Source organism: Acinetobacter sp. CIP 101934, assembly GCF_000369585.1.
GTDB lineage: Bacteria > Pseudomonadota > Gammaproteobacteria > Pseudomonadales > Moraxellaceae > Acinetobacter > Acinetobacter schindleri.
The window spans coordinates 390,667-411,138 of sequence record NZ_KB850094.1; the positions used below are offsets into that span (position 1 = coordinate 390,667).

Consider the following 20,472-nt stretch of genomic DNA (forward strand, 5'->3'; position numbering starts at 1 on the left):
TGAGCTTCCTCTTGTGAAAAATTGTGGGACAGCAATGGCCCGAAGACCTCTTTTACAGCAATATCCATCTTTTAGTTAAGCGTCTAAAACCGCTTGTGCTTCACGAAGATTTAAAGTGCCTTCATAGATCGCACGACCAGTAATTGCGCCAAGAATGCCTGGTTGGCCTTTTAAGCCGTGAACGTCATCGATATTAGTGACACCACCAGAAGCAATCACTGGAAGACCTGAGTAAGTTGCCAGGTTCACAGTTTGCTCAATGTTCACACCCTGCATCATACCGTCACGTGCGATGTCGGTATAGACAATGCTGGACACACCTGCATCTGCGAAACGTTTAGCCAGATCAGTCGCTTTCACATCAGTCACATTGGCCCAACCATCCGTTGCGACCATGCCATTCATGGCATCAATCCCAACAATAATATGACCAGCGAACTGTCTACATGCTTCTTCAACAAACTCAGGCTCTTTCACTGCTTTTGTACCAATGATCACATAAGATACGCCTGCATCTAGGTAATGCTCAATGGTTTCCAGTGAACGAATACCACCACCGATTTGAATCGGTAAGTTTGGTTGTGCTTTAGCAATCGCTTCTACGACTGGCTTATGAATCGGGGTACCTGCAAAAGCACCGTTCAGATCAACCAGATGGAGACGACGCGCACCTTCATTTACCCAATGCTGCGCAGTAGCCACTGGATCATCAGAAAATACAGTATCGTCTTCCATACGACCTTGTTTTAAACGGACACATTTGCCATCTTTCAGGTCAATTGCAGGGATGATCAGCATGCTTTCGCTCCTGGCCTAATCGTCGATTGAATTTGAATGGCTGCCATCTTAACAAATAAACGGCGGATTTCTAAATCTAAATACTGAATCTCGCATATGAAAAAAACCTGTCATGGACAGGTTGGAGTGAGTGAGTACAGCTCATTGTTATTTTTATATCTGATCAGGCTGATCATTCAGCATGGATGAAATTCAATTAAACATATGCGAGATGAAGTTCCAGATCCAGTGGACCTACTTTACCAAGCTGAGTACCCAGGTCATAAAGACCGTCATTGACTGCACCTGCTGTGGCGCCTACCGTTGTGACGATACTGCCGATAACTGGCAGATCCGCTGCCGTATCAGTAATCGGGGCAAGGTCATCCAGCAGTGCTTCGACGGTGTCTGAGACATCTTGCAGGACACCGCCCACACTCGCTACCGGATTACTGAGTACATCATTCACCAGATCTAGTGGTTGGATGCCAGCGACATAATCACCCGTTTCTGAAATCAGTCCACTCAGGTTAGAAGTAGTCTGCCCGACTGATGCAACCACATCACCGATGACTGGCAAAGAAAGCAGTGGGGCAGTCAGCGGCGCCGTAGTATCTAAAACGCTATCCAAGATATCAGAGACGCCATCTAAAGTTTGACCGACCAGGTCTGTAGTTCCATTTAGCAGTGTGTCTATACCACCAGCTAAATCTCCCTGTAATAGCCGGTCTGATAAGGTATGCACGCCTTGACTCACATCTGCTAACAGTCCTGTACTAGTATCCAGGACAGTTTTTAGCGTATCGCCAACTACAGGTAATTGTGTCAGTGCGTCCGTCAAAGGTGCCGTCAGAGTACTGACTGTTTCAACCACTTCATCAACTAAGGTAATAACCGCCTTAGTCAGGAAGCCTACAGCTTTGCTAATACCTTGCACTGCCAGTGTGAATACCCCATTGAACTTACCGCCGCCCAATAAACTTGCCATGATTTTTACCCTCTAGAAATTTGAATCACTTAACGATGGAGAATTGTTATGCACATCATGTTTTAGCAAAAATCTGCCAAATTTATAGAGTCTAGAACCATAATTTTGACCATAAGTCAGGAAAATTTTATGGAAAATTCATGTTTATCAAGGGATTGATAATAATTTTATATTTTGTGAAAAAATGTAATTAAAAACAATGATTTATATTGGTTATTTTGGTGCTTCTAAAGGAAGGGTAGTGTTATTTTTGTGCATTTCTATCGTTTAGCTTAATGTTCAATTGAAAGAATAGTAAAAAAGTTGAGTAATTTACTCAGATTTTTAGAAAAAGTGATTATTCATTTGCTAAATTTTAGTGCGTCATATGGTTTACATAACCTTACAATCATTCGGCGCTTAATTTCTCAAGTAACAGTGTTAAGCAACATCCAGAAGCAATGATTATTTTCTTTAGGAAAGTTTCAATTCACGGCTTAGGATTCTCTGTTGCCAAAGTTCTTCCAGAATCAAAATACAGGCATAAGCATCCGCAGCCGCGTATTCAATTTGAGCCTGACTGAGTTTCCGTGCTGCCCAGTTAGAGGTACTGATCTTTTTGAACTTTGGGAAATTGACCTGGAACAGAAGTGCCATCGCATTTCTGACCCCAACAGCCTGTTTGAACCCAAAACTGCCAAAGCATTTGGATAGCTCCAGTACCCCATTTAATTCAATACCTTTTTTACGGAACAGATGTTTGTCATTTTTTAAGCCAAAGCCAGCTTTCATCTGATTGGGATTGGCAAATATCGGCTGTAAAAAATGCCATAGTTCCGTATTCATTTGAAATAAATACGCCCTTTCTCGGGTAGCTAACTGAATCAAATGCGGTCCTGTAGACTGTTCACCGGTTTTAAATATGGGCTTGGATTCTGAATCAAAGCCAAAGACTTGTACCTGTTCAAGTTCTTCACGTATTACTTCTGCCTGTTGAAGATTCTGAATCACAATAATTTTTTCAAAGGAGATATTTTGAAATCTTGGAAGTGTGGCGATCTCTTCTTTGGTGGGTAAAATTGGAGAATGAAGGGCATCCATGACGAGTCTGTGTGGGTCCGTGTATGAAGATGCAGCTTAAGACTTTTTCAATTCAGTCTAAAGCGCTTTTAAGAAAATTATTTTTAAATCAAAATGAAAAGCCAGACCCATTTTTAGATCTGGCTTCTGAATTGAGTTGACTGGATTAAACTTATTGCTGTTGCAAAGTTGTCTGTTTTGCACGATTGACATAGTCCTGATAAGACGGAACAGCTATCGCTGCTGCAATCCCCAAAACAATCAGAAGAATATAAAGAATCGCCAGTACATTTTCCCAGCCACGTGTGGTACGGGGGTGTCCAAACTGGTTGTGATTGCGGTTACCCGGAGCAAACAGGGCATACAAGGCAAATAAAATATTGGCGATAGGTACCAGCATCAGCAAAGACAGCCAGCCGCTATGGTTTCGGTCATGCAGGCGACGAATTAAAAAGATGATACTGAAATAAATTACTGCAATATAAATTAATCCCATGACTACCAGGGATAGCATAGGCAAGGAGCCATCTGGACTCAGAAATGGATTTGCGCCTGGTAGAATGACAGCAGCTAAAATACCGACAAGCATCAAACAAAAGCCCATCAGCATATTCCAGGCCAGATATGAACGACGCCCAAAACGTCCCCCTGCATTTAAAGCAGAATCATTTAAATTACTCATTGTTATTTCCTTGTTTTTATCATTAAGATTTTTATAAGTAAATGAATGATATAGTAATTTATTAAAAAATAAAAGATTAAATATTGGGCAATAAAAAACCCGCTTCAAGCGGGTTTTTTTTAAACATGGATAGGATTAGATATTCCATTCCACGAAGTTTTTCAGCAGTTGTAAACCTGCGGTATGGCTTTTTTCCGGGTGGAACTGGGTCGCAAACAGATTTTCTTTATGCAGTGCCGTACAGAATTCCAGTCCATAGTTGCATGTCGCAGCCACGATGCTTGGATCTTTTGGCTCTACATAGAAGCTGTGTACGAAATAAAAACGTGCATCCTGTTCAATATCTTTCCACATTGGATGACCTGGATCAGCCTGATGTACCTGGTTCCAGCCCATATGCGGTACTTTTAAACCTTCCATATCCGGGAAGCGTTTCACTTCGCCTTCAAAAATACCCAGTGCATCTGCACCGCCATTTTCTTCAGAACGTTGCATCAGCGCCTGCATACCGACACAAATTGCCAGTACCGGCTTATTGAACACCGCATGACGTACCACATCATCAATACCCGCTTTATGCATACCGTGCATACAATCACGCATTGCGCCTACACCCGGGAAAACAATCTTATCTGCCTGAGCAATCAGCTTCGGATCATTGGTCACATCTACTGTAGCACCGACATGTTCTAATGCTTTGGCAGCGGAGTGAAGATTTCCCATGCCATAGTCAAGAAGGGCAATACGGGTCATTACAGGGTACCTTTGGTTGAAGCAACAGTATTGGCAGCACGTGGATCAACTTCACATGCCATACGCAATGCACGGGCAAACGCCTTAAATACGCTTTCAATCTGATGGTGACTGTTTTTACCTTTTAGGTTGTCAATATGTAAAGTCATCAGCGAGTGATTTACAAAGCCCTGGAAGAATTCAGAGAACAGGTCTACATCAAAACGGCCAATCATGGCACGGGTAAATGGAATATCCATAAACAGACCCGGACGGCCAGACAGATCAACTACGACACGGCTCAAAGACTCATCCAGCGGGGCATAGAAGTGACCATAACGGCGTAAACCTTTCTTGTCACCCAATGCTTGTGCAAAGGCTTGACCCAGGGTAATACCACAGTCTTCTACAGTATGGTGATCGTCAATTTCCAGGTCGCCGTCACAATGAATATCAATATCAAACAGACCATGTCGCTTGATTTGATCAATCATATGATCTAAAAATGGAATACCAGTATTTAAAGTGCCTTGACCAGACCCATCGAGATTCAAGCGAACTCGAATTTTGGTTTCGTTGGTATTTCTTACCACTTCACTGATACGATCTGTCATAGACACGTTCCTCAAATACGTCAAAATGATTGATGTAGAAAATATTTTCGCCGTGACGACGTCACCGCATATTAGATTGCTCAGGAGGGTTTATCAATGCCTATAACCGTACATGCCTATACTTCTTTGGAAAATGATGAAGTGCGCAGCCAGCTTGAGCGACTGTATGACACCAGCCCGGAGTTTAGTGATGGGGCCGATGCCATGGAACAACTAGAGCAAAACCTGCAACAGTATACCGTACTTTATACCGCAGAATTTAATACCCGTATTATTGGTGCGATCTGGTGCACGGGTCAAGGCGAAACCCGCCTGCTGGAGTATGTCGTTGTGCATCCGGCTAATCGTGGACGTGGAGTTGCAGAAAGGCTGGTCAGTGAAGTCTGCCGAATGGAAGAAGAAAAAGGTGTGAAGGTATTTGAACCTGGCTGTGGGGCGATTCATCGCTGTCTGGCGCATATTGAAAAAATTTAAGCTTTTCTTGTATCAAGGCAGCCTTAGGGCTGCTTTTTTATGCAAATTTTTGACTGAAAATGAATAATTTAGGCCGTTTTAATTAAAAATTAAGCAAGTGATAATTAAATATGCTGCAAAAGTAGACGATTGATAAAAATTATACTTTTCATGCTTGACGGCATTGGACTGAAACGGTTTAATACGCGTCATCGGCGTGATAGCTCAGTAGGTAGAGCAACGGATTGAAAATCCGTGTGTCCCCAGTTCGATCCTGGGTCTCGCCACCATATTCAAAACGATTTAAAGTTTTCAATCCCTGATCCCATCAGGGATTTTTTTTGGGTCAAATTTTACACATTCAATCATTTTTTTTCTAATTTCGATTGACTAATGTGTGCAGATACGGCTTAATACACCGCATCGGCGTGATAGCTCAGTAGGTAGAGCAACGGATTGAAAATCCGTGTGTCCCCAGTTCGATCCTGGGTCTCGCCACCATATTCAAAAAACCTCAAACCATGTTTGAGGTTTTTTTTCGCCTGTCCTTTTGTTATTCAATAGAAAATGATCTTTGCTTATTATCCGGCTTTGAAACTGTGAGCGTCATATGCTTTTAGGTTTCGAGATCATTTTCCTGAGATGCCATTCATCCGAGCAGGCATGAGTTGTCCAAATAATCCATGTAATCTAATAGATAAGAATATTAAAAATAGTTTATGACATCTGCAGTTATAAAACTTGGGTGATAGAGAACTACGGGGAGGCAAGCCAATGAATATTATGACAATTTCTGCATTTAGGTCTGCATTTGGAATCATGCTGGGCACATTCAGCATGGGAGCACTAGCTGACGATGATAAAGTAGCGGTAACGCTGCCGACCTTGACCGTGATGGCGGAACCTGAACAGAGCAATGAAACTGGTTATGTTCCTTTTGTCCAGGAAGAAAAGACTCAGCGTGCCTTACAGCATCAGGTGATGCGCAGTTCCAAGGAAGCCCAGAATTTTGTACTGAATGCACAGGTGATCGAAAATCTGGATTTTCAGCCGCAGAGCCAGCCTGACTTTAGTTCAGTTTCTCCAATGCTGCAGCAATATGTCATGAGTATTGCCCAAGGCCTGCAATCTAGTGATCCAACTCAGGGTTTAAATATCATGCTACAGCCGCTGGGGATTGATCGTAGCAATAGCCAATCTGCCGAATATCGTTTTCAACTACAAATTAATCCGAGCACGATCAAACTCGGTATGCAGGATCATTTTAACAAGCTTTCCCCTGCTCTCCCTTAAGCTCGAAGTAAGCAATCTAATCTTAAGTCTTTGAATCCTCGTTAGTCGGGGATTTTTTATATCTGGAATTTGCGAGAGATTTATCTTTTATTCAAAAGCAATCTGCATAAAAACCGTTTACATCGAACACCAGTAATCATACGGTACTAACCGTCTATCGACGCTCACAGTAATACTCAGCACCTTTACATAAGTTCAAGCAAGAATAAGGTTTCTCCCACTGAAATGACGATGCGGAGGTTTTCCTTATGCGTCCCCTCGACACAACTTTTCTGATGCTACTGAGTCTGTTTACTGCACTGCGTCTGGTTAATGCACATGCTGCACCCGATTCCGTCACCTTGCCGACACTGACTGTGATGGCAGATCGTGAACTGCGTGAAGAAACAGAGTTCATGCTTCCCCTGCAAGAACAATCCAGCCAGAAACAGGCCTTAAAGATGCGAATGATGAAGATTGAACGCGAACTGCAAGACTATACGGTTAATGCTGACTTCGCGGGTGATATCGAAATTCTGCCTACCACCAATCCGGCACGACTGGATAACCTGCCACCAGGGCTGCAACAGTATGTGCAGGCCATTGCCGATGGTTTGCGTTCTCCTGATCCACGTGACGGTATTTATCTGATGCTGGTGCCATTTGGTATTAACCGCGATGCCACTTCAGTTCAGGCGGCTCGGGAGCAGTTCAATCCGAATAATGTTGACCGAACGCTGATTAATGAATGGTGTGCTACCAACGGTTGCTAGGCAGGATCAAACGATTCAGAGCTGGCTTAAAAAAGGAATTTCAGTGAAATTTCCTCGTAACATGAACTATGTCCCTGCATAGGGTTTTTGTATAGAACAATTGATTTATGTCTAAAAAATCAGCATATTGGTTAAAAGGAAACCTATACATAACTTGCAGCAGGGGAGCATGTGCATGCCGCGTGTCTTTATGGTCCTGGCTGGTGCGACACTTGTTGTCTTTGCATGGCTATTTTATCAATACACTGCGCAACAGCAGGAAGAAGCCGAGCTGATCGAATATGAAACTGTTCTGAATGAAAAGACAGCTGAAATCTTTGAACAGGCACAGGACTGGAGCCAGCCGATTCAGTTGGACATTGAAGAAGACCGTCTGGATGGTGATTATGCGGTCATGGCGGAATATGTATTGGGACAGATGCGAGACCGCGCTGAAGAACGTAATCAGTATTTGCGAGATCTGAAAGCAGCGAACTGGGAGCATTTTCTGGATATTGACCGTCTGGAGAAAGATCAGGCGCAAGGTTATCAAGAAACTGAGACCATGCTCAAGCAGGTGCATCAGATTGTGCGGAACTATGAGCAGACCATCCAGCGCCGTGAAGAAAGCCAGATTGAACAGGTCAAGCGGCTCGATATCAAGCAGCGTTATCGTCAGCAGTTGGCACAGAACCTGAAAGCAACCCAGCAGGAAAGTGATGCTTATGCCATCTTCGAAATTGAAAAGCAGAGTCTGGCCAAGGCTGATCAGCTATTTGCCTTGCTCAAGAAATATAAATGGGAAAAACGCAACCGCATGTTTATGTTCCATGATGAAAAAGCGGTGCAGCCCTTTATCGCATTGTATAAAGATATTGAAAACCTGAATAAACAGATGCAGCAAATTAAGACCAAAAATCAGAAAATTGTTGAAGAAGCTTTGTAGCCTGAAAGCGTCATTTAGCTATAAATCATCCTGAGCATGGTGCCAAAAACAGAAGCATGCTATAGATAAACAGGAAATTATCAGTTGAATAAAATGGTGCGAGAACAGGAGCAATGCTGCATGACTCAGGACTTAGTCTGTTATAAGGAAATGCCGATCTGGACACAGGAGCAGATTCCTCAGGGCTTTCAGCGTCCGCATAATACCAAGGCGGGTACTTGGGCCAAACTGACAGTCTTAAAAGGTGAGCTGATTTTTGCCTTGGTTGATGAAAGCGGAGAAGTGCAATCTACTCATGTTTTTACACCTGAGCAGCAACCGCCATTCATTGAACCACAGCGCTGGCATCAGATTGTCTCTGCCAGTGCAGATGTGGAATGCCAGTTAAAATTCTATTGCGCCCCACAAGATTATTTTCATAAAAAATATGCGATTTCTCCAACACATTCTGAAATTGTGGCTGCTACGCCTTATTTAACGGGTGGTCGTGCCTTAGATGTCGGCTGCGGAGAAGGACGGAATTCGTTGTATTTAAACCAGATGGGCTATGAGGTTGATGCCTGGGATGTGAACTCCCAGAGTCTGGAAAAATTTCAGCAGATCATTGATGCTGAAGATATTCAGCAGATTCATATTGCACAACGGGATTTGAATGCAGATCCAAGCATTTCTGGCAGTTATGATTTTGTCTGCTGCACTGTGGTGATGATGTTCCTGCAAGCCAAGACCGTTCCAGCACTGATGACTCAAATGCAGCAGGCGACCAAAATCAATGGCTATAATCTGATTGTGTGTGCCATGGATACTGATGACATTCCAGCCCAGCCAGATTTTCCTTTTGCCTTTAAGCAAGGTGAATTAAGTGCCTTTTATAAAGACTGGAAGCTGGTTAAATATAATGAGGATGTTGGTGAGCTATATCGCAGGGATGAGCAGGGTAATCGGATCAAACAACATTTTGCCACGATGCTGGCGCAGAAGGTCTCAGCTTAATTTTTTTAATATTTGAAAATACAGGCTGATTACTTAGTCGCAGGCCGTATTTAAAAATAGAAGATAATAAAAAGGGATGTCAGATGACATCCCTTTGCAGTTTAAATCGTAGGATTAAGCTGCTTTTTTAAACCAAGAGAACCAGCCTTTTTTCTCAGCTTTTACTGCTGCTTCAGCAGGTGCTGCTTTTACTGCTTCTACTGGTTGAGCTGCTTCAGTTTTTACTTCTGCTGCGTTAGCCATTGCAGTTTCTTTGGCTTCTATAGTTTCTACGACAGCTTCTGTTTTTACTGCTGCAACTTTCTCTTCAGCTGCTGCTTTTGCTGTATCTGCTTTTACAGCATTTTCAGTTTTTACTGATTCAACTTTTGTTTCTACTGCTTGTTTTGCATTCGTTGCAGTTGCTTGAGCCGCTTCAACTTTCGCTTGTGCATTTGCTTTAGCTGCTTCAACTTCTACTTGCGCAGGTACAGTTGCTTGTTGAGCAACAGTTTGTACTGTTGTTTTAGCCGTTGCTGGAGCTTCAGCTGCCATTGCAGATGCAGAAGTTGCTACGATTGCAGTTGCGATCATTGTTTTAAGCGTGTTCATATCAATCCCTTAAGGAAGTAGGAAAAAGAGGCTTGATCATACATATATAAAATTTAAGTGATTCATATTTAAGATTTTAATGGTTGAAAAATACACTAATTTTACAAAGATGTAACATTAGATGGAAGTAATGAAAATCAAATAACCATCAAAAAGTATCTATCAGAAAAACAAGATATTTTTATAAATAAGCAGGAGATTTACAGCTTACTCAATAAAAGAGATTTTAGGGCTTCTATCAAATAACCATCAAAAAGCAACATATTGATTTATATTAGTAAAAAAATTAATTAATGGTTTTTTACTGATTTTTATCAATAAAGAATCAGAATTTTTAGTAAATAAATCATGCCCAATGAGGAATGTATCGTGCATGTTTTCGTCCTTGTTCTGGATCAAAAGGTTTTATTAAACCTAAATCTAAAGTGTCTTTTATTATTCTAGAAGCTATAGCACTATTTTGAGCTTCAATTTTAAATCGCTCACGTAAGCTAGCATTAGTTAAGTAATCTCTTTGAACGTATTTTAGACATGCATGTAGATAGCAAGCACGAATTTTCTCTTGAGTATCCATTTCTTTAAATTCTTTATGTGCAAACAGAACAATTCGAGTTGCATTGTCAAAATTCTCAAAAAGTGGAGGAGGAAGTTGAAAAAATTCAGTTTCATGGACTACTTTATCTATACCACTCCCTCGTTCTTCACAAATACCAATTCTTCTCATTAATGATGCAATACTTTCATTTCTAGATTGTGGAGGGCTGTCTAGTAAGCGATCAATATTAACAAGAGGATTTCCTGGGTTAGTTATTTCAATACGGTCTGCAAAAATTTCAATAGTTGTACCCATGCCAGGAATAGTAAAGTCTTGATGAATGATTGCATTAGCGATTAGCTCTCGAATTGATAGCTCAGGGTACATACTGACGTCTCGCCTTAATGCTTTTCCTATAACTTCATTTTTAGGTAAAAGATTATCAACATATGAAATTAAACCTTCAAAGCCTATTGCGTATCCCTTATCACCGCTTTGTTCTTTAATTGTTCGAATACGATTATTTCCTTCATATTGTATAACTCGGATAGCTTTCCTTTTTAAATGAGAGAATTTATTTAAGGACTTTGCAAATAAGATTACTCCCAAATTTTTAATATCCCAATTTCCACTTTCATTTTTAACAATTAAACCTTCTGATTCTAAGTGACTTAAAATACTGGCGTGGTTAGTAGGTAATGGAAATGAAATTAAATCAAAAAAGCCCGCATAATCAATCAAACTAAATAATTCTAAAGGGGTTAGATTGTGAGCGGCAATTTGTTGTTCAAAAGGTGTCTTGTCAAAACATAACCATAGGTTTTTTTCATGTTCGGGGAATTGATCTAATTGCTTAACATTCGATGAAATACGGATGTATTGTTGACCATTAAAAGATGTTGGTTGATTTTGTGCTTGAGGAATTTCTAAAATCACTACATTTTTTTCAATAAAAACATCTTCATATGCAACAGAAATTTTTACCTCATAAAATTTAAAATAGATTTTAGGGCTGCATTGTTGCATAAGCCAACTTTCTAAATCTTGATTACCCTTTTTGGCAAGATGAGGTTGAAATGAGGTACCGACTACATCGTGAGTTTCATCATTAATCCCCCAAATTAAATAACCATTACTTTTGTTTGCTAATGTAGCAGAGTTAGATAATGCGGAAATATATTTGCCAATTCGTTCGGGTTCAGAAATATTTTCTTTAAATTCTAACCAAGTAGTTTCACGAGGCATTTTTCTTAATTCATGCACTAAGCTGATTAAAAAATCATGCGATTTTTCCTTGTAAGTCATAGTAATTTTTTTAACTAGTATTTGATCTTATTGTACTTTGTTTGATCTTTAAAAAGAAACCCCGCTTATTGCGGGGTTTCTTTTGTTCACGTATTTAAGAATTAAACACGTTCGATCACTGTTGCGATACCTTGACCAAGACCAATACACATCGTCGCAAGACCGATTTGCGTATCTTGCTGTTCCATCACGTTCAACAACGTTGTTGTGATACGCGCACCAGAACAACCCAATGGGTGACCCAACGCAATCGCACCACCGTTATGGTTCACAATGTCTTGCTTGTCATAAATGCCTAAGCCTTTAAGAACAGACAGACCTTGTGCAGCAAATGCTTCGTTCAATTCAAAAGTTTGAATATCAGAAATTGCAAGACCAGCGCGTTTAAGTGCTTTTTGTGTTGCCGGAACCGGACCAAAGCCCATGATCGCAGCATCACAACCTGCAACCGCCATAGAGCGAATCACAGCACGTGGTTTAAGACCTAAAGCTTGCGCACGTTCAGCAGACATCAATAACATTGCAGACGCACCATCAGACAACGCTGAAGAAGTCGCAGCAGTCACAGAACCGCCTTTCGGATCGAATACTGGACGCAATGCTTTGAACGCTTCAAGGTTTGCATCAGGACGAATTACTTCGTCGATGTCGCAAAGCTGTTTAAAGCCGTTCGCGTCATGACCTTCAATACCGATGATTTCGTTCTTGAAGCGACCTTCCTGAGTCGCAGCCCAAGCACGGCGGTGAGATTCAACACCAAATGCATCTTGTTCTTCACGGGTAATGCCGTTCATACGACCGAGCATTTCAGCGGTTAAGCCCATCATGTTAGACGCTTTAGCATAGTGCTTAGACGCTTCAGGGTTCAGGTCGATGCCGTGCATCATACCTACGTGACCCATATGCTCAACACCACCAATGATGAAAACATCACCTTGACCAGTCATGATTTGTGCCGCAGCAGTATGGATTGCCTGCATAGACGAACCACACAGACGGTTAACCGTTTGACCTGCAACAGTCTTAGGAAGATCTGCCAGTAACGCGATGTTACGACCGATGTTCATACCTTGTTCTAGAGTCTGGTTTACACAGCCCCAGATTACGTCTTCAACTTCGTTGACATCGAACTGGTTACGAGCAACAAGCGCACGTACTAATTCAGCAGAAAGGCTGTCAGCACGTACATTGCGGAACATACCATTTTTGGTTTTACCCATTGCTGAACGTACGCCATCAACGATGACAACGTCACGTGGATTTAAAGTAGCCATTCACGTTGCTCCTTAACCGTAGAATTTTTTGTTGTTAGCAGCCATGTCACGCAACATTTGTGGCGCTTCATAAGCCTTACCTAAGTGTGCGTACTTGTCGCAAAGCGCAACGTATTCAGCTACACCAGTCTGGTCGATATAACGGCATGGACCGCCACGGAATGGAGGGAAACCTACACCCATGATCATCGCCATATCTGCTTCAGCAGGTGTTGCTACAATGTTGTCTTCCAGGCAACGAACAGTTTCGTTACAGAAAGCAAGCATCATACGGTCAATGATTTCCTGAGCATCGAATTCGCGTTTTTCCGCAGTTGCAACAGATGCTACAAGTTCGTATGCAGTTGGATCAACCACTTTGGCTTTCTTGCCTTTACGGTCCAATTCGTATTTGTAGAAACCAACGTCATTCTTTTGACCAAGACGTTTGTTTTCGTACATCACCTGGATTGAACCTTTGTAGTCAGGCTTCATACGATCCGGGAAGCCTTCCGCCATGACTTCTGCACCGTGAACGCCAGTATCAATACCCACAACGTCCATTAAGTAAGCAGGACCCATAGGCCAGCCGAATTTTTCCATCACTTTGTCGATTTGCTGGAAGTCAGCACCATCTTTCAGTAGAAGGTCAAATGCACCGAAGTAAGGGAACAATACACGGTTTACTAAGAAGCCCGGGCAGTCATTCACAACAATCGGTGTTTTACCCATTTTCTGAGCAAGTACCACAGTGGTTGCAATCGCTTCGTCAGAAGTCTTCGCACCACGGATCACTTCTACCAATGGCATCATGTGCACTGGGTTAAAGAAGTGCATACCCACGAAGTTTTCAGGACGCTCTAGGTTTTCAGCCAGACGCGTAATTGAAATCGTAGAAGTATTCGAAGCAATGATCGTGTTTTCACGAACTTTCGCTTCAGTTTCTTTCAGTACGATACCTTTCACTTTTGGATTTTCAGTCACCGCTTCAATCACGATGTCCACTTCTTTAAACTCGTCATAGCTTAAAGTTGGGCGGATGCGCGCAAGAGTTTCACCCATTTGAGCAGGCTTCATCTTCTTGCGTTCAACTTGTTTGGTCAGTAAGCCGTTTGCTTCTTTCATACCTAAAGCAAGTTGTGGATTACCAATGTCTTTCATAATGATTGGTGTGCCTTTGCTTGCCGCCTGGTAAGCAATACCACCACCCATGATACCTGCGCCTAATACAGCCGCTTGGTTCACAGGGTGTGCACCTTTCTCATATTTCTTGGAAGTTTTCTTCACCACTTGATCATTGATGAATAGACCAATCAACGCACCTGCTTGCGGTGTTACTGCAGCTTTGGCAAAGCCTTGTGCTTCTGCTTTTAATGCTTCATTACGTGGAAGGCTTGCACCTGCCTGTAGTGAATCAAGCATCAATTTTGGCGCCGGGTACTGAGCAGGGTTTGCTTTCGCTAAAACCGCACCTTTCGCTGTATTGAACGCCATCATTTGCTCAAGCATGTTCAACTTAACAGGATCTAGTTTTTCCTGGCGTTTTGCTTTCCAGTCTAGACGACCCGCAATCGCTTGTTTAACCAGATCAATCGCAGCGTCTTGCAGTTTGTCCGCAGCAACCACAGCATCCACAGCACCGTCTTTCAGCGCGGCAGCAGGTTTCTTCGGATTGGCCATTGCCATCCATTCAACCGCATTATCAATACCAATCACACGGCTTAAACGAACAGTACCACCGAAGCCCGGGAAGATCCCCAGTTTGATTTCAGGCAGACCAACAGCAGCTGCTTCTGACATCACACGGTAGTCACACACCAGACACATTTCAAAACCGCCACCCAATGCTTGACCATTGATTGCAGCAACTTTAGGAATGTCTAAATCTTCAAAAGAGTTGAAGATGTCATGAACAGGCAGGGCCCATTCTACAATTGCCTGTTCGCCTTGCGCGAAGTTCGCACCGAACTCAGTAATGTCTGCACCTACGATGAAGGTTGACTTCGCTGAAGTGACGATTAAACCTTTGATGTCAGCGTTTGCTTTTACCGCGTCAATTGCAGCTTTAAAATCTTCAATTGTTGCACGGTTAAATTTGTTGACCGACTCACCTTGTAAGTCAAAGCGGAATTCTGCAATTCCGTCCGAAAGCATTTGGACGGTAATGGCATTGCCAGCGTGGATCATGCCTGATCTCCTTTATTTTGGAGGACTTCTAAGTTGATGTTGTGAAGAGCCTATGCGCGATTCCTGCGCATATTTATGCTTCGCCAATCTTACGATAACTATATCCAAAAAGAACATAACAAGTTGTATCAAGCCGTGACGCAAGGGTCATCTATTTTGCCTGAACTGTTTTGGCTGTTATGCGTTCCAGTATGGCTCTTATCAAGCACAATGAACTGAAGATTTTGTTTCAGTTCACAATTTTTTAATGAGAACTCCATTTATATTGGGTGATAGCAAGGCTTTTCAAGTCTTTCAAAAAATCGTTTTACTGTCAAAAAAGTCAATTTAGGGCAGAGAATTTCTTTGTTGCTGTTTTGCAGCCTGATTAAAATCGCGCTCCAAGTCCAGCTTTGTTGCAGTTTGGTTGTGAGGTGGTAGTTTGCCGATAAGCTGGCTGGGATTGTGAATCGACCGGGCTTAGAATGGGTGAAAATAAGTAAAAACCTAGAACAATAATAAGAAGATCACTGCATGAAATTGACAGATCAGACGCTGATGCAGCAGATGCAGATTTCATTGCCCGACATCCAGCGACGCAAGCAATTACTTGGACTGACCGAAGAAGCCCTGGCAGCACTGGCGACTGTGCGTGAACTGATAGAGCCAGGCTTGCAGGACACTGTGGCCGAATTTTATGACTATCAAACCTCTGTACCTGAAATTAATAATCTGATTGGTGATGTCGATACGCTTAAACGCCTCAAGGTCGCCCAGCATCAATATATTCTGGATCTGTTTTCTGGTTGCTATGACAGTGTCTATGTCAATAACCGCTTGCGTATCGGACTGGTGCATAAACGTATTGGGGTAGAGCCGCGTCTGTATCTGGCTGCCTTGCATCAGATTAAATTAGGCATCTTTAAACTGGTGGAACAGTATGTAGCGGATGCAGCCTTAGCGCGGCAGGTGCAGGACACCCTAGAAAAACTGTATACCTTTGATATTACCTTGGTGGTTGAAACCTATATCTGGAGCCTGGTCAAAGAAGTGAATAGTTCCCATCACAAACTGCAGGAATATGCCATGGCACTTGGTGCGCATGCACAGGAAATGGAAACCCTGTCCCGGCTGGATCCACTGACAGGGCTTTATAATGTGCGTAGCCTGACCTCGATGTTAAATGAATTACTTTATCGTGCACGGCAACAGCATACGCCTGTGACCGTGGTATTTATTGATATCAACGACTTTAAACTGTTAAACGACCAATATGGCCATGTCTATGGTGATCAGGTGATTCAGGCAGTAGCGAGTACCTTAAAGCAGATTGCCCGGGATGAAGACTACTGTTTCCGCTATGGCGGTGATGAGTTTCTAGTGGTATTGCCGAACTGTACCGAGGCAGATGCCTTGCAAAGCTTTATTCCACGCGTAGAGCAGACCTTGAGCCAACTGACAATGCCGGTCAGTCTCAGTGTCGGTATTCATCAGGCCGATGCCAATAGCGGCTATCTGGATAGCGCCAGCCTGATCCGCTGTGCGGATGACAAGATGTATGCGGTCAAGAAACAGTACAAACTAAAAGGGAAATAACAGTAATCAATACGGCAATTCATGATTGCTATTTCATGCTGTATCACTTTTAAAATATCTGATGAGTTAAGTAATTTTGCTGGTAGATCCTATTTTTAGATTTACAATAGCTTTAAGAATAGGGGAGCACACATGCAGGTATTTCGTTCCAAAAAAGACTGGTGGCTCGTGGCCTTTCTGGTGTGTATGACCGGGCTATTGGTGCAGTTACTGCTGGTAATGTCAGCCAAAGGCACCATGCAGCAATATCCATTGCATACTGCGGTGTATATGCTGACGATTGTAATGATCTGGTGGCCTGTGCTGAATACCCGATATCAGCTTACTGCTGATCAATTGATCGTCAAAAGTATGTGGTTTAGCTGGCAGATTCCCGTAGCTGCTATTCAGGCGGTCACTCCAACTGACTATTCATCTGTTGCGCCCGCTTTGTCCCTGAAGCGTTTACGCGTGGATTATCGTGAAGATGGAACCAATAAATTTGTGCTGATCTCACCCAAAGACCAGATGGCATTTATTAATGCGGTACAGAACCAGCAGGCATCTTAAGCGCTCATTCTGTGTTCGAACTATTCGGTCTGAATCACCAAATTACCTTCAATGCAATCTAGCTTCAGCGTAGACTGTTCAGGCTGATCTAAAAAATATACCGCTAAAACTGGTTCTAGTTCAGTACGCATCTTGCGACCCAGATGACGTGCGCCGTAACGAATATCATGCCCTTGATAGAAATAGGCCTTGGCTGTATCGGTTAGGATCACAGTTCGCTTCTGATGCTGTAATCGCTGATTGAGTTTTTCCAGCTCAATCTCAACCAGTCGTGGCAGAGCATCATTCTGTACAGCCTGATAATGCAGGGTACGATCAATCCTGTTCAAAAATTCAGGATCAAACTTACGCTGCATGACCTTTTCAATAATGCGCTGTGTCGGTACTTTTTTCAGGCACAGATTCTGAACCTGCTGCGGTAAATAACTGAGCTTTTCCAAATATTGCTGGGCAGCTTGAGCGCCAACATTACTGGTCATAAAGATCATACAGTTACGAAAATCGATGGTTTTGGTACCTGCTGTGAGGGTTAAACGACCTGTATCCAGCACGTTCATTAAACCTCGAATGACTTCGGTTGAAGCCTTTTCTAATTCATCAAATAGCATAATGCCCGGACGGGTATGACTACCTGCAATCGCAGTTTCATTGAACAGGCTATGACCTTCTTTTGAGCCGACATACCCCGGAGGCGCACCTGTTAGCGCTGCGGCATAATGTTCTTGCGCCAGCGTATTCATGTCGATACGGCAAAACGCATCTGGACGTCCATAGATAGCCTCGGCAATCAGGCGCACAGTCTCGGTTTTACCTACTCCGGTTGGGCCAAGCATCAAGGTCACGGACAGGGGACGATCCGGGCTGGAAAAATCAGCCTTGACCACATGTAGCATCTTTTCAATTTCATTCAGCGCAGCATCCTGCCCAATAATCCGTTCCCGAAGCAGGTCCATGACTGCCTTGGGTTCAAAGTGAAAGTGTGGCTTGCCAATCAGGCGGTCACGTTCCGAAGCACTATGCGTGGAGGTACCAGGCTGGACGATATGGAAACCGGAATGCTGCGTGGTCATCTTGGGGGAATCTCAAAAACGAACCCGTCGAGCATAACAAAGATATCAGTTGAAATTTATAGCTTTTAGCAATCACAGTATAACGGTGAGCCTATAAATTAACCGGGATTGCATACTTATAAACTTCGCTTGTGGGCAGGCTTGATGGTAATTTTGTCACCGCGCTTGAAAATCAGGCAATAAGCATCACATTATCTGCATATTGCATATGAAAAATAGGTTGCAGGTGAACGAGAACGCGCGTCCCCATATTGAAAAAATCCTGGCGAATATGACCACGCTTCCGGGGGTATACCGGATGTATGGCAAGGATGGCGAATTGCTGTATGTGGGCAAGGCAAAAAACCTGAAAAACCGCGTATCCAGTTATTTCGTCAAGACCCTTGAACATCCGAAAACCCAAGCATTGGTGGCGCGGATTTATGATATTCAGACTTTGGTGGTGCGTTCTGAAACCGAAGCGTTACTGTTAGAGCAGAATCTGATCAAGCTGCATCGTCCGCCATATAACATCATGCTGCGCGATGATAAATCCTATGTCTATATCTTTGTATCTAGTGATAAACCTTATCCACGGATTGCAGCAGGTCGAGGCAAGGGCAAGCATCAACCGGGCAAGTTTTTTGGACCTTATCCAAGTGCTTACAATGCCAAGGATACCCTGATCGTTTTACAGAAACTGTTTAATGTGCGCCAGTGTGAAAACAGCTATTTTGCACAGCGTAAGCGTCCCTGCCTGCAATACCAGATCAAGCGTTGCTCAGGCCCCTGTGTTGGACTGATTTCACCTGAAGACTATCAGGAAGATGTCAACAACTCGATTCGCTTCTTGCAAGGCGATACCAAGGAGCTGAATCAGCAGCTGATTGCCAAAATGGAAGCTGCTGCCGAACAGCTCGAATTTGAAAAGGCTGTATTTTATCGGGACCGTATGGCTCTGTTACGTGATGTTCAAGCCAATCAAGCGATCTACAAGGTTAAAGGTGAAGCCGATATTCTGGCAATTGCCCATCAGGCCGGCGTGACCTGTGTGCAGATCATGCATGTGCGTAATGGTAAAATGCTGGGAGGTAAAAGCTATTTCCCGGATATCCAGGGTGATGATCTCAGTCAGATGTTGAGTGATTTTATTGCCAACTTCTATTTCCAGGTTGCGGATGAAATTCCAGCAGAACTGATCGTCAATGTAGAAGTGACTGATCGTAACGAGCTGGAACAGGCATTGGCCCAGCATTTTGATAAAAAAATCCAGATCAAGTCCAAGGTCCGCGAAACCCGTGCCGAATGGCTGGAACTGGCACAAATGAATGTGCTGCAAGGGATTAAATCGAAACTGGCGAATCACTTTGAACTGAATGAGCGTTTCCATCAGCTGGAGCAGGTGGTGGGACATCCTGTGGACCGGATTGAGTGTTTTGATATCTCACATACCATGGGGGAGGAAACGGTCGCATCCTGTGTGGTGTTTGATAGTGGCGGTGCGCGTAAGCGGGATTATCGCCAGTTCTCGATTAACGACATTACCGAAGGCGATGACTATGCTGCAACGCGTCAGGCGTTGACCCGACGTTATAAAAAGCACATGTTGCCCGACCTGTTACTGATTGATGGGGGTAAGGGACAGCTGCATATGGCAATGGAAGTCATGCAGGATCTTGGTCTGGACGCTTTTATGGTGGGTGTATCCAAAGGTGAGGGACGTAAACCAGGCTTAGAAACTTTACATTTTACTGATGGCACCAAGATTCAACTTCCCGAAGATCATAAAGCCCTGCATCTGATTCAACAGGTACGGGATGAAGCACACCGCTTTGCAATCACCAAACACCGTGCCAAACGCGACAAGAAACGAGGCTCTTCAGTTCTGGAAGTGATTCCCGGTCTGGGCCCAAAACGCCGTCGTGACCTGCTGACCCATTTCGGCGGCATTCAAGGTGTGCTGAAGGCTTCAGAGAAAGACTTGATGTTAGTACCAGGCTTAGGTGAAGTCATGGCTCGTACTATTTATAAAGTACTGCATGAATAAAAATCCAAATTAAATCATTTGCCAAAGTGCTCAGTGACGGAGAAGTCATTGAGCATTCACATCAATTCAAATTTATTGAATGATATCAGAACTAAAATGAACCACAGGGATGC

19 protein-coding genes and 2 tRNA genes are annotated in these 20,472 nt (G+C 43.2%); 10 read left to right on the forward strand and 11 right to left on the reverse strand.

The window, feature by feature from the left end:
• Positions 1 to 75: 75 nt before the first annotated feature.
• The 6 genes from hisA to hisB form a co-directional block, all read right to left on the reverse strand.
• The gene (gene hisA, locus F899_RS02330; protein WP_005220674.1) at positions 76 to 798 is read right to left on the reverse strand and encodes a 1-(5-phosphoribosyl)-5-[(5-phosphoribosylamino)methylideneamino]imidazole-4-carboxamide isomerase; all 723 of its coding nucleotides are present in this window, start codon (positions 796 to 798) and stop codon (positions 76 to 78) included.
• Between the two features lie 196 nt (positions 799 to 994).
• Positions 995 to 1,765 carry a hypothetical protein gene (locus F899_RS02335; RefSeq protein ID WP_005220675.1) on the reverse strand — a complete coding sequence of 257 codons (771 nt, stop codon included), beginning with the start codon at positions 1,763 to 1,765 and terminating at the stop codon, positions 995 to 997.
• A 453-nt stretch (positions 1,766 to 2,218) separates the two neighbouring features.
• The gene (locus tag F899_RS02340; RefSeq protein ID WP_005220676.1) at positions 2,219 to 2,845 is read right to left on the reverse strand and encodes a 3'-5' exonuclease; all 627 of its coding nucleotides are present in this window, start codon (positions 2,843 to 2,845) and stop codon (positions 2,219 to 2,221) included.
• A gap of 151 nt (positions 2,846 to 2,996) precedes the next feature.
• Positions 2,997 to 3,506: a DUF805 domain-containing protein gene (locus tag F899_RS02345; protein WP_005220677.1), complete on the reverse strand. Its 510-nt coding sequence runs from the start codon at positions 3,504 to 3,506 to the stop codon at positions 2,997 to 2,999.
• Positions 3,507 to 3,641: 135 nt separating this feature from the next.
• On the reverse strand, positions 3,642 to 4,259 hold the full coding sequence (gene hisH / locus F899_RS02350; protein WP_005220678.1) for an imidazole glycerol phosphate synthase subunit HisH: 618 nt from the start codon (positions 4,257 to 4,259) through the stop codon (positions 3,642 to 3,644).
• Positions 4,259 to 4,852: an imidazoleglycerol-phosphate dehydratase HisB gene (gene hisB, locus F899_RS02355; RefSeq protein WP_004813636.1), complete on the reverse strand. Its 594-nt coding sequence runs from the start codon at positions 4,850 to 4,852 to the stop codon at positions 4,259 to 4,261. The genes hisH and hisB overlap by 1 nt, the downstream gene beginning before the upstream one ends.
• A gap of 96 nt (positions 4,853 to 4,948) precedes the next feature.
• Here hisB and F899_RS02360 point away from each other — a divergent pair, with 96 nt between their 5' ends.
• From F899_RS02360 to tehB, 7 genes are all read left to right on the forward strand, one after another.
• Positions 4,949 to 5,326 (forward strand): GNAT family N-acetyltransferase, encoded by a 378-nt coding sequence (locus F899_RS02360; RefSeq protein WP_005220679.1) that lies wholly within the window; start codon positions 4,949 to 4,951, stop codon positions 5,324 to 5,326.
• Positions 5,327 to 5,519: 193 nt separating this feature from the next.
• Positions 5,520 to 5,595, forward strand: a tRNA-Phe gene (locus tag F899_RS02365).
• 135 nt (positions 5,596 to 5,730) lie between these two features.
• Positions 5,731 to 5,806 (forward strand) — tRNA-Phe (locus F899_RS02370).
• A gap of 273 nt (positions 5,807 to 6,079) precedes the next feature.
• Positions 6,080 to 6,598 carry a hypothetical protein gene (locus tag F899_RS02375; protein ID WP_005220680.1) on the forward strand — a complete coding sequence of 173 codons (519 nt, stop codon included), beginning with the start codon at positions 6,080 to 6,082 and terminating at the stop codon, positions 6,596 to 6,598.
• 248 nt (positions 6,599 to 6,846) lie between these two features.
• Positions 6,847 to 7,350 carry a hypothetical protein gene (locus tag F899_RS02380; protein WP_005220681.1) on the forward strand — a complete coding sequence of 168 codons (504 nt, stop codon included), beginning with the start codon at positions 6,847 to 6,849 and terminating at the stop codon, positions 7,348 to 7,350.
• 175 nt (positions 7,351 to 7,525) lie between these two features.
• Positions 7,526 to 8,275: a hypothetical protein gene (locus tag F899_RS02385; protein WP_005220682.1), complete on the forward strand. Its 750-nt coding sequence runs from the start codon at positions 7,526 to 7,528 to the stop codon at positions 8,273 to 8,275.
• Positions 8,276 to 8,395: 120 nt separating this feature from the next.
• Positions 8,396 to 9,268, forward strand: coding sequence for an SAM-dependent methyltransferase TehB (gene tehB / locus F899_RS02390; protein WP_005220683.1), 873 nt, complete (start codon positions 8,396 to 8,398; stop codon positions 9,266 to 9,268).
• Between the two features lie 114 nt (positions 9,269 to 9,382).
• On the opposite strand, the gene F899_RS02395 is transcribed toward tehB, so the two are convergent.
• The 4 genes from F899_RS02395 to fadB form a co-directional block, all read right to left on the reverse strand.
• Positions 9,383 to 9,859, reverse strand: a complete 477-nt coding sequence (locus F899_RS02395) for a hypothetical protein (RefSeq protein WP_005220684.1) — start codon at positions 9,857 to 9,859, stop codon at positions 9,383 to 9,385.
• Positions 9,860 to 10,205: 346 nt separating this feature from the next.
• Positions 10,206 to 11,699, reverse strand: a complete 1,494-nt coding sequence (locus F899_RS02400; protein ID WP_005220685.1) for an ATP-binding protein — start codon at positions 11,697 to 11,699, stop codon at positions 10,206 to 10,208.
• Between the two features lie 101 nt (positions 11,700 to 11,800).
• On the reverse strand, positions 11,801 to 12,973 hold the full coding sequence (gene fadA, locus F899_RS02405; protein WP_004813618.1) for an acetyl-CoA C-acyltransferase FadA: 1,173 nt from the start codon (positions 12,971 to 12,973) through the stop codon (positions 11,801 to 11,803).
• Between the two features lie 12 nt (positions 12,974 to 12,985).
• Positions 12,986 to 15,139: a fatty acid oxidation complex subunit alpha FadB gene (gene fadB / locus F899_RS02410; protein ID WP_005220686.1), complete on the reverse strand. Its 2,154-nt coding sequence runs from the start codon at positions 15,137 to 15,139 to the stop codon at positions 12,986 to 12,988.
• A 513-nt stretch (positions 15,140 to 15,652) separates the two neighbouring features.
• Between fadB and F899_RS02415 the strand changes: the two genes are divergently transcribed.
• Both F899_RS02415 and F899_RS02420 read left to right on the forward strand, forming a co-directional pair.
• Positions 15,653 to 16,714: a diguanylate cyclase domain-containing protein gene (locus F899_RS02415; protein WP_005220687.1), complete on the forward strand. Its 1,062-nt coding sequence runs from the start codon at positions 15,653 to 15,655 to the stop codon at positions 16,712 to 16,714.
• 132 nt (positions 16,715 to 16,846) lie between these two features.
• The gene (locus F899_RS02420; RefSeq protein ID WP_005220690.1) at positions 16,847 to 17,263 is read left to right on the forward strand and encodes a PH domain-containing protein; all 417 of its coding nucleotides are present in this window, start codon (positions 16,847 to 16,849) and stop codon (positions 17,261 to 17,263) included.
• A 20-nt stretch (positions 17,264 to 17,283) separates the two neighbouring features.
• Here F899_RS02420 and F899_RS02425 read toward each other — a convergent pair whose 3' ends face one another.
• On the reverse strand, positions 17,284 to 18,333 hold the full coding sequence (locus tag F899_RS02425) for an AAA family ATPase (RefSeq protein WP_005220693.1): 1,050 nt from the start codon (positions 18,331 to 18,333) through the stop codon (positions 17,284 to 17,286).
• A gap of 226 nt (positions 18,334 to 18,559) precedes the next feature.
• Here F899_RS02425 and uvrC point away from each other — a divergent pair, with 226 nt between their 5' ends.
• Positions 18,560 to 20,359: an excinuclease ABC subunit UvrC gene (gene uvrC / locus F899_RS02430; RefSeq protein ID WP_034434160.1), complete on the forward strand. Its 1,800-nt coding sequence runs from the start codon at positions 18,560 to 18,562 to the stop codon at positions 20,357 to 20,359.
• Positions 20,360 to 20,472 lie beyond the last annotated feature (113 nt).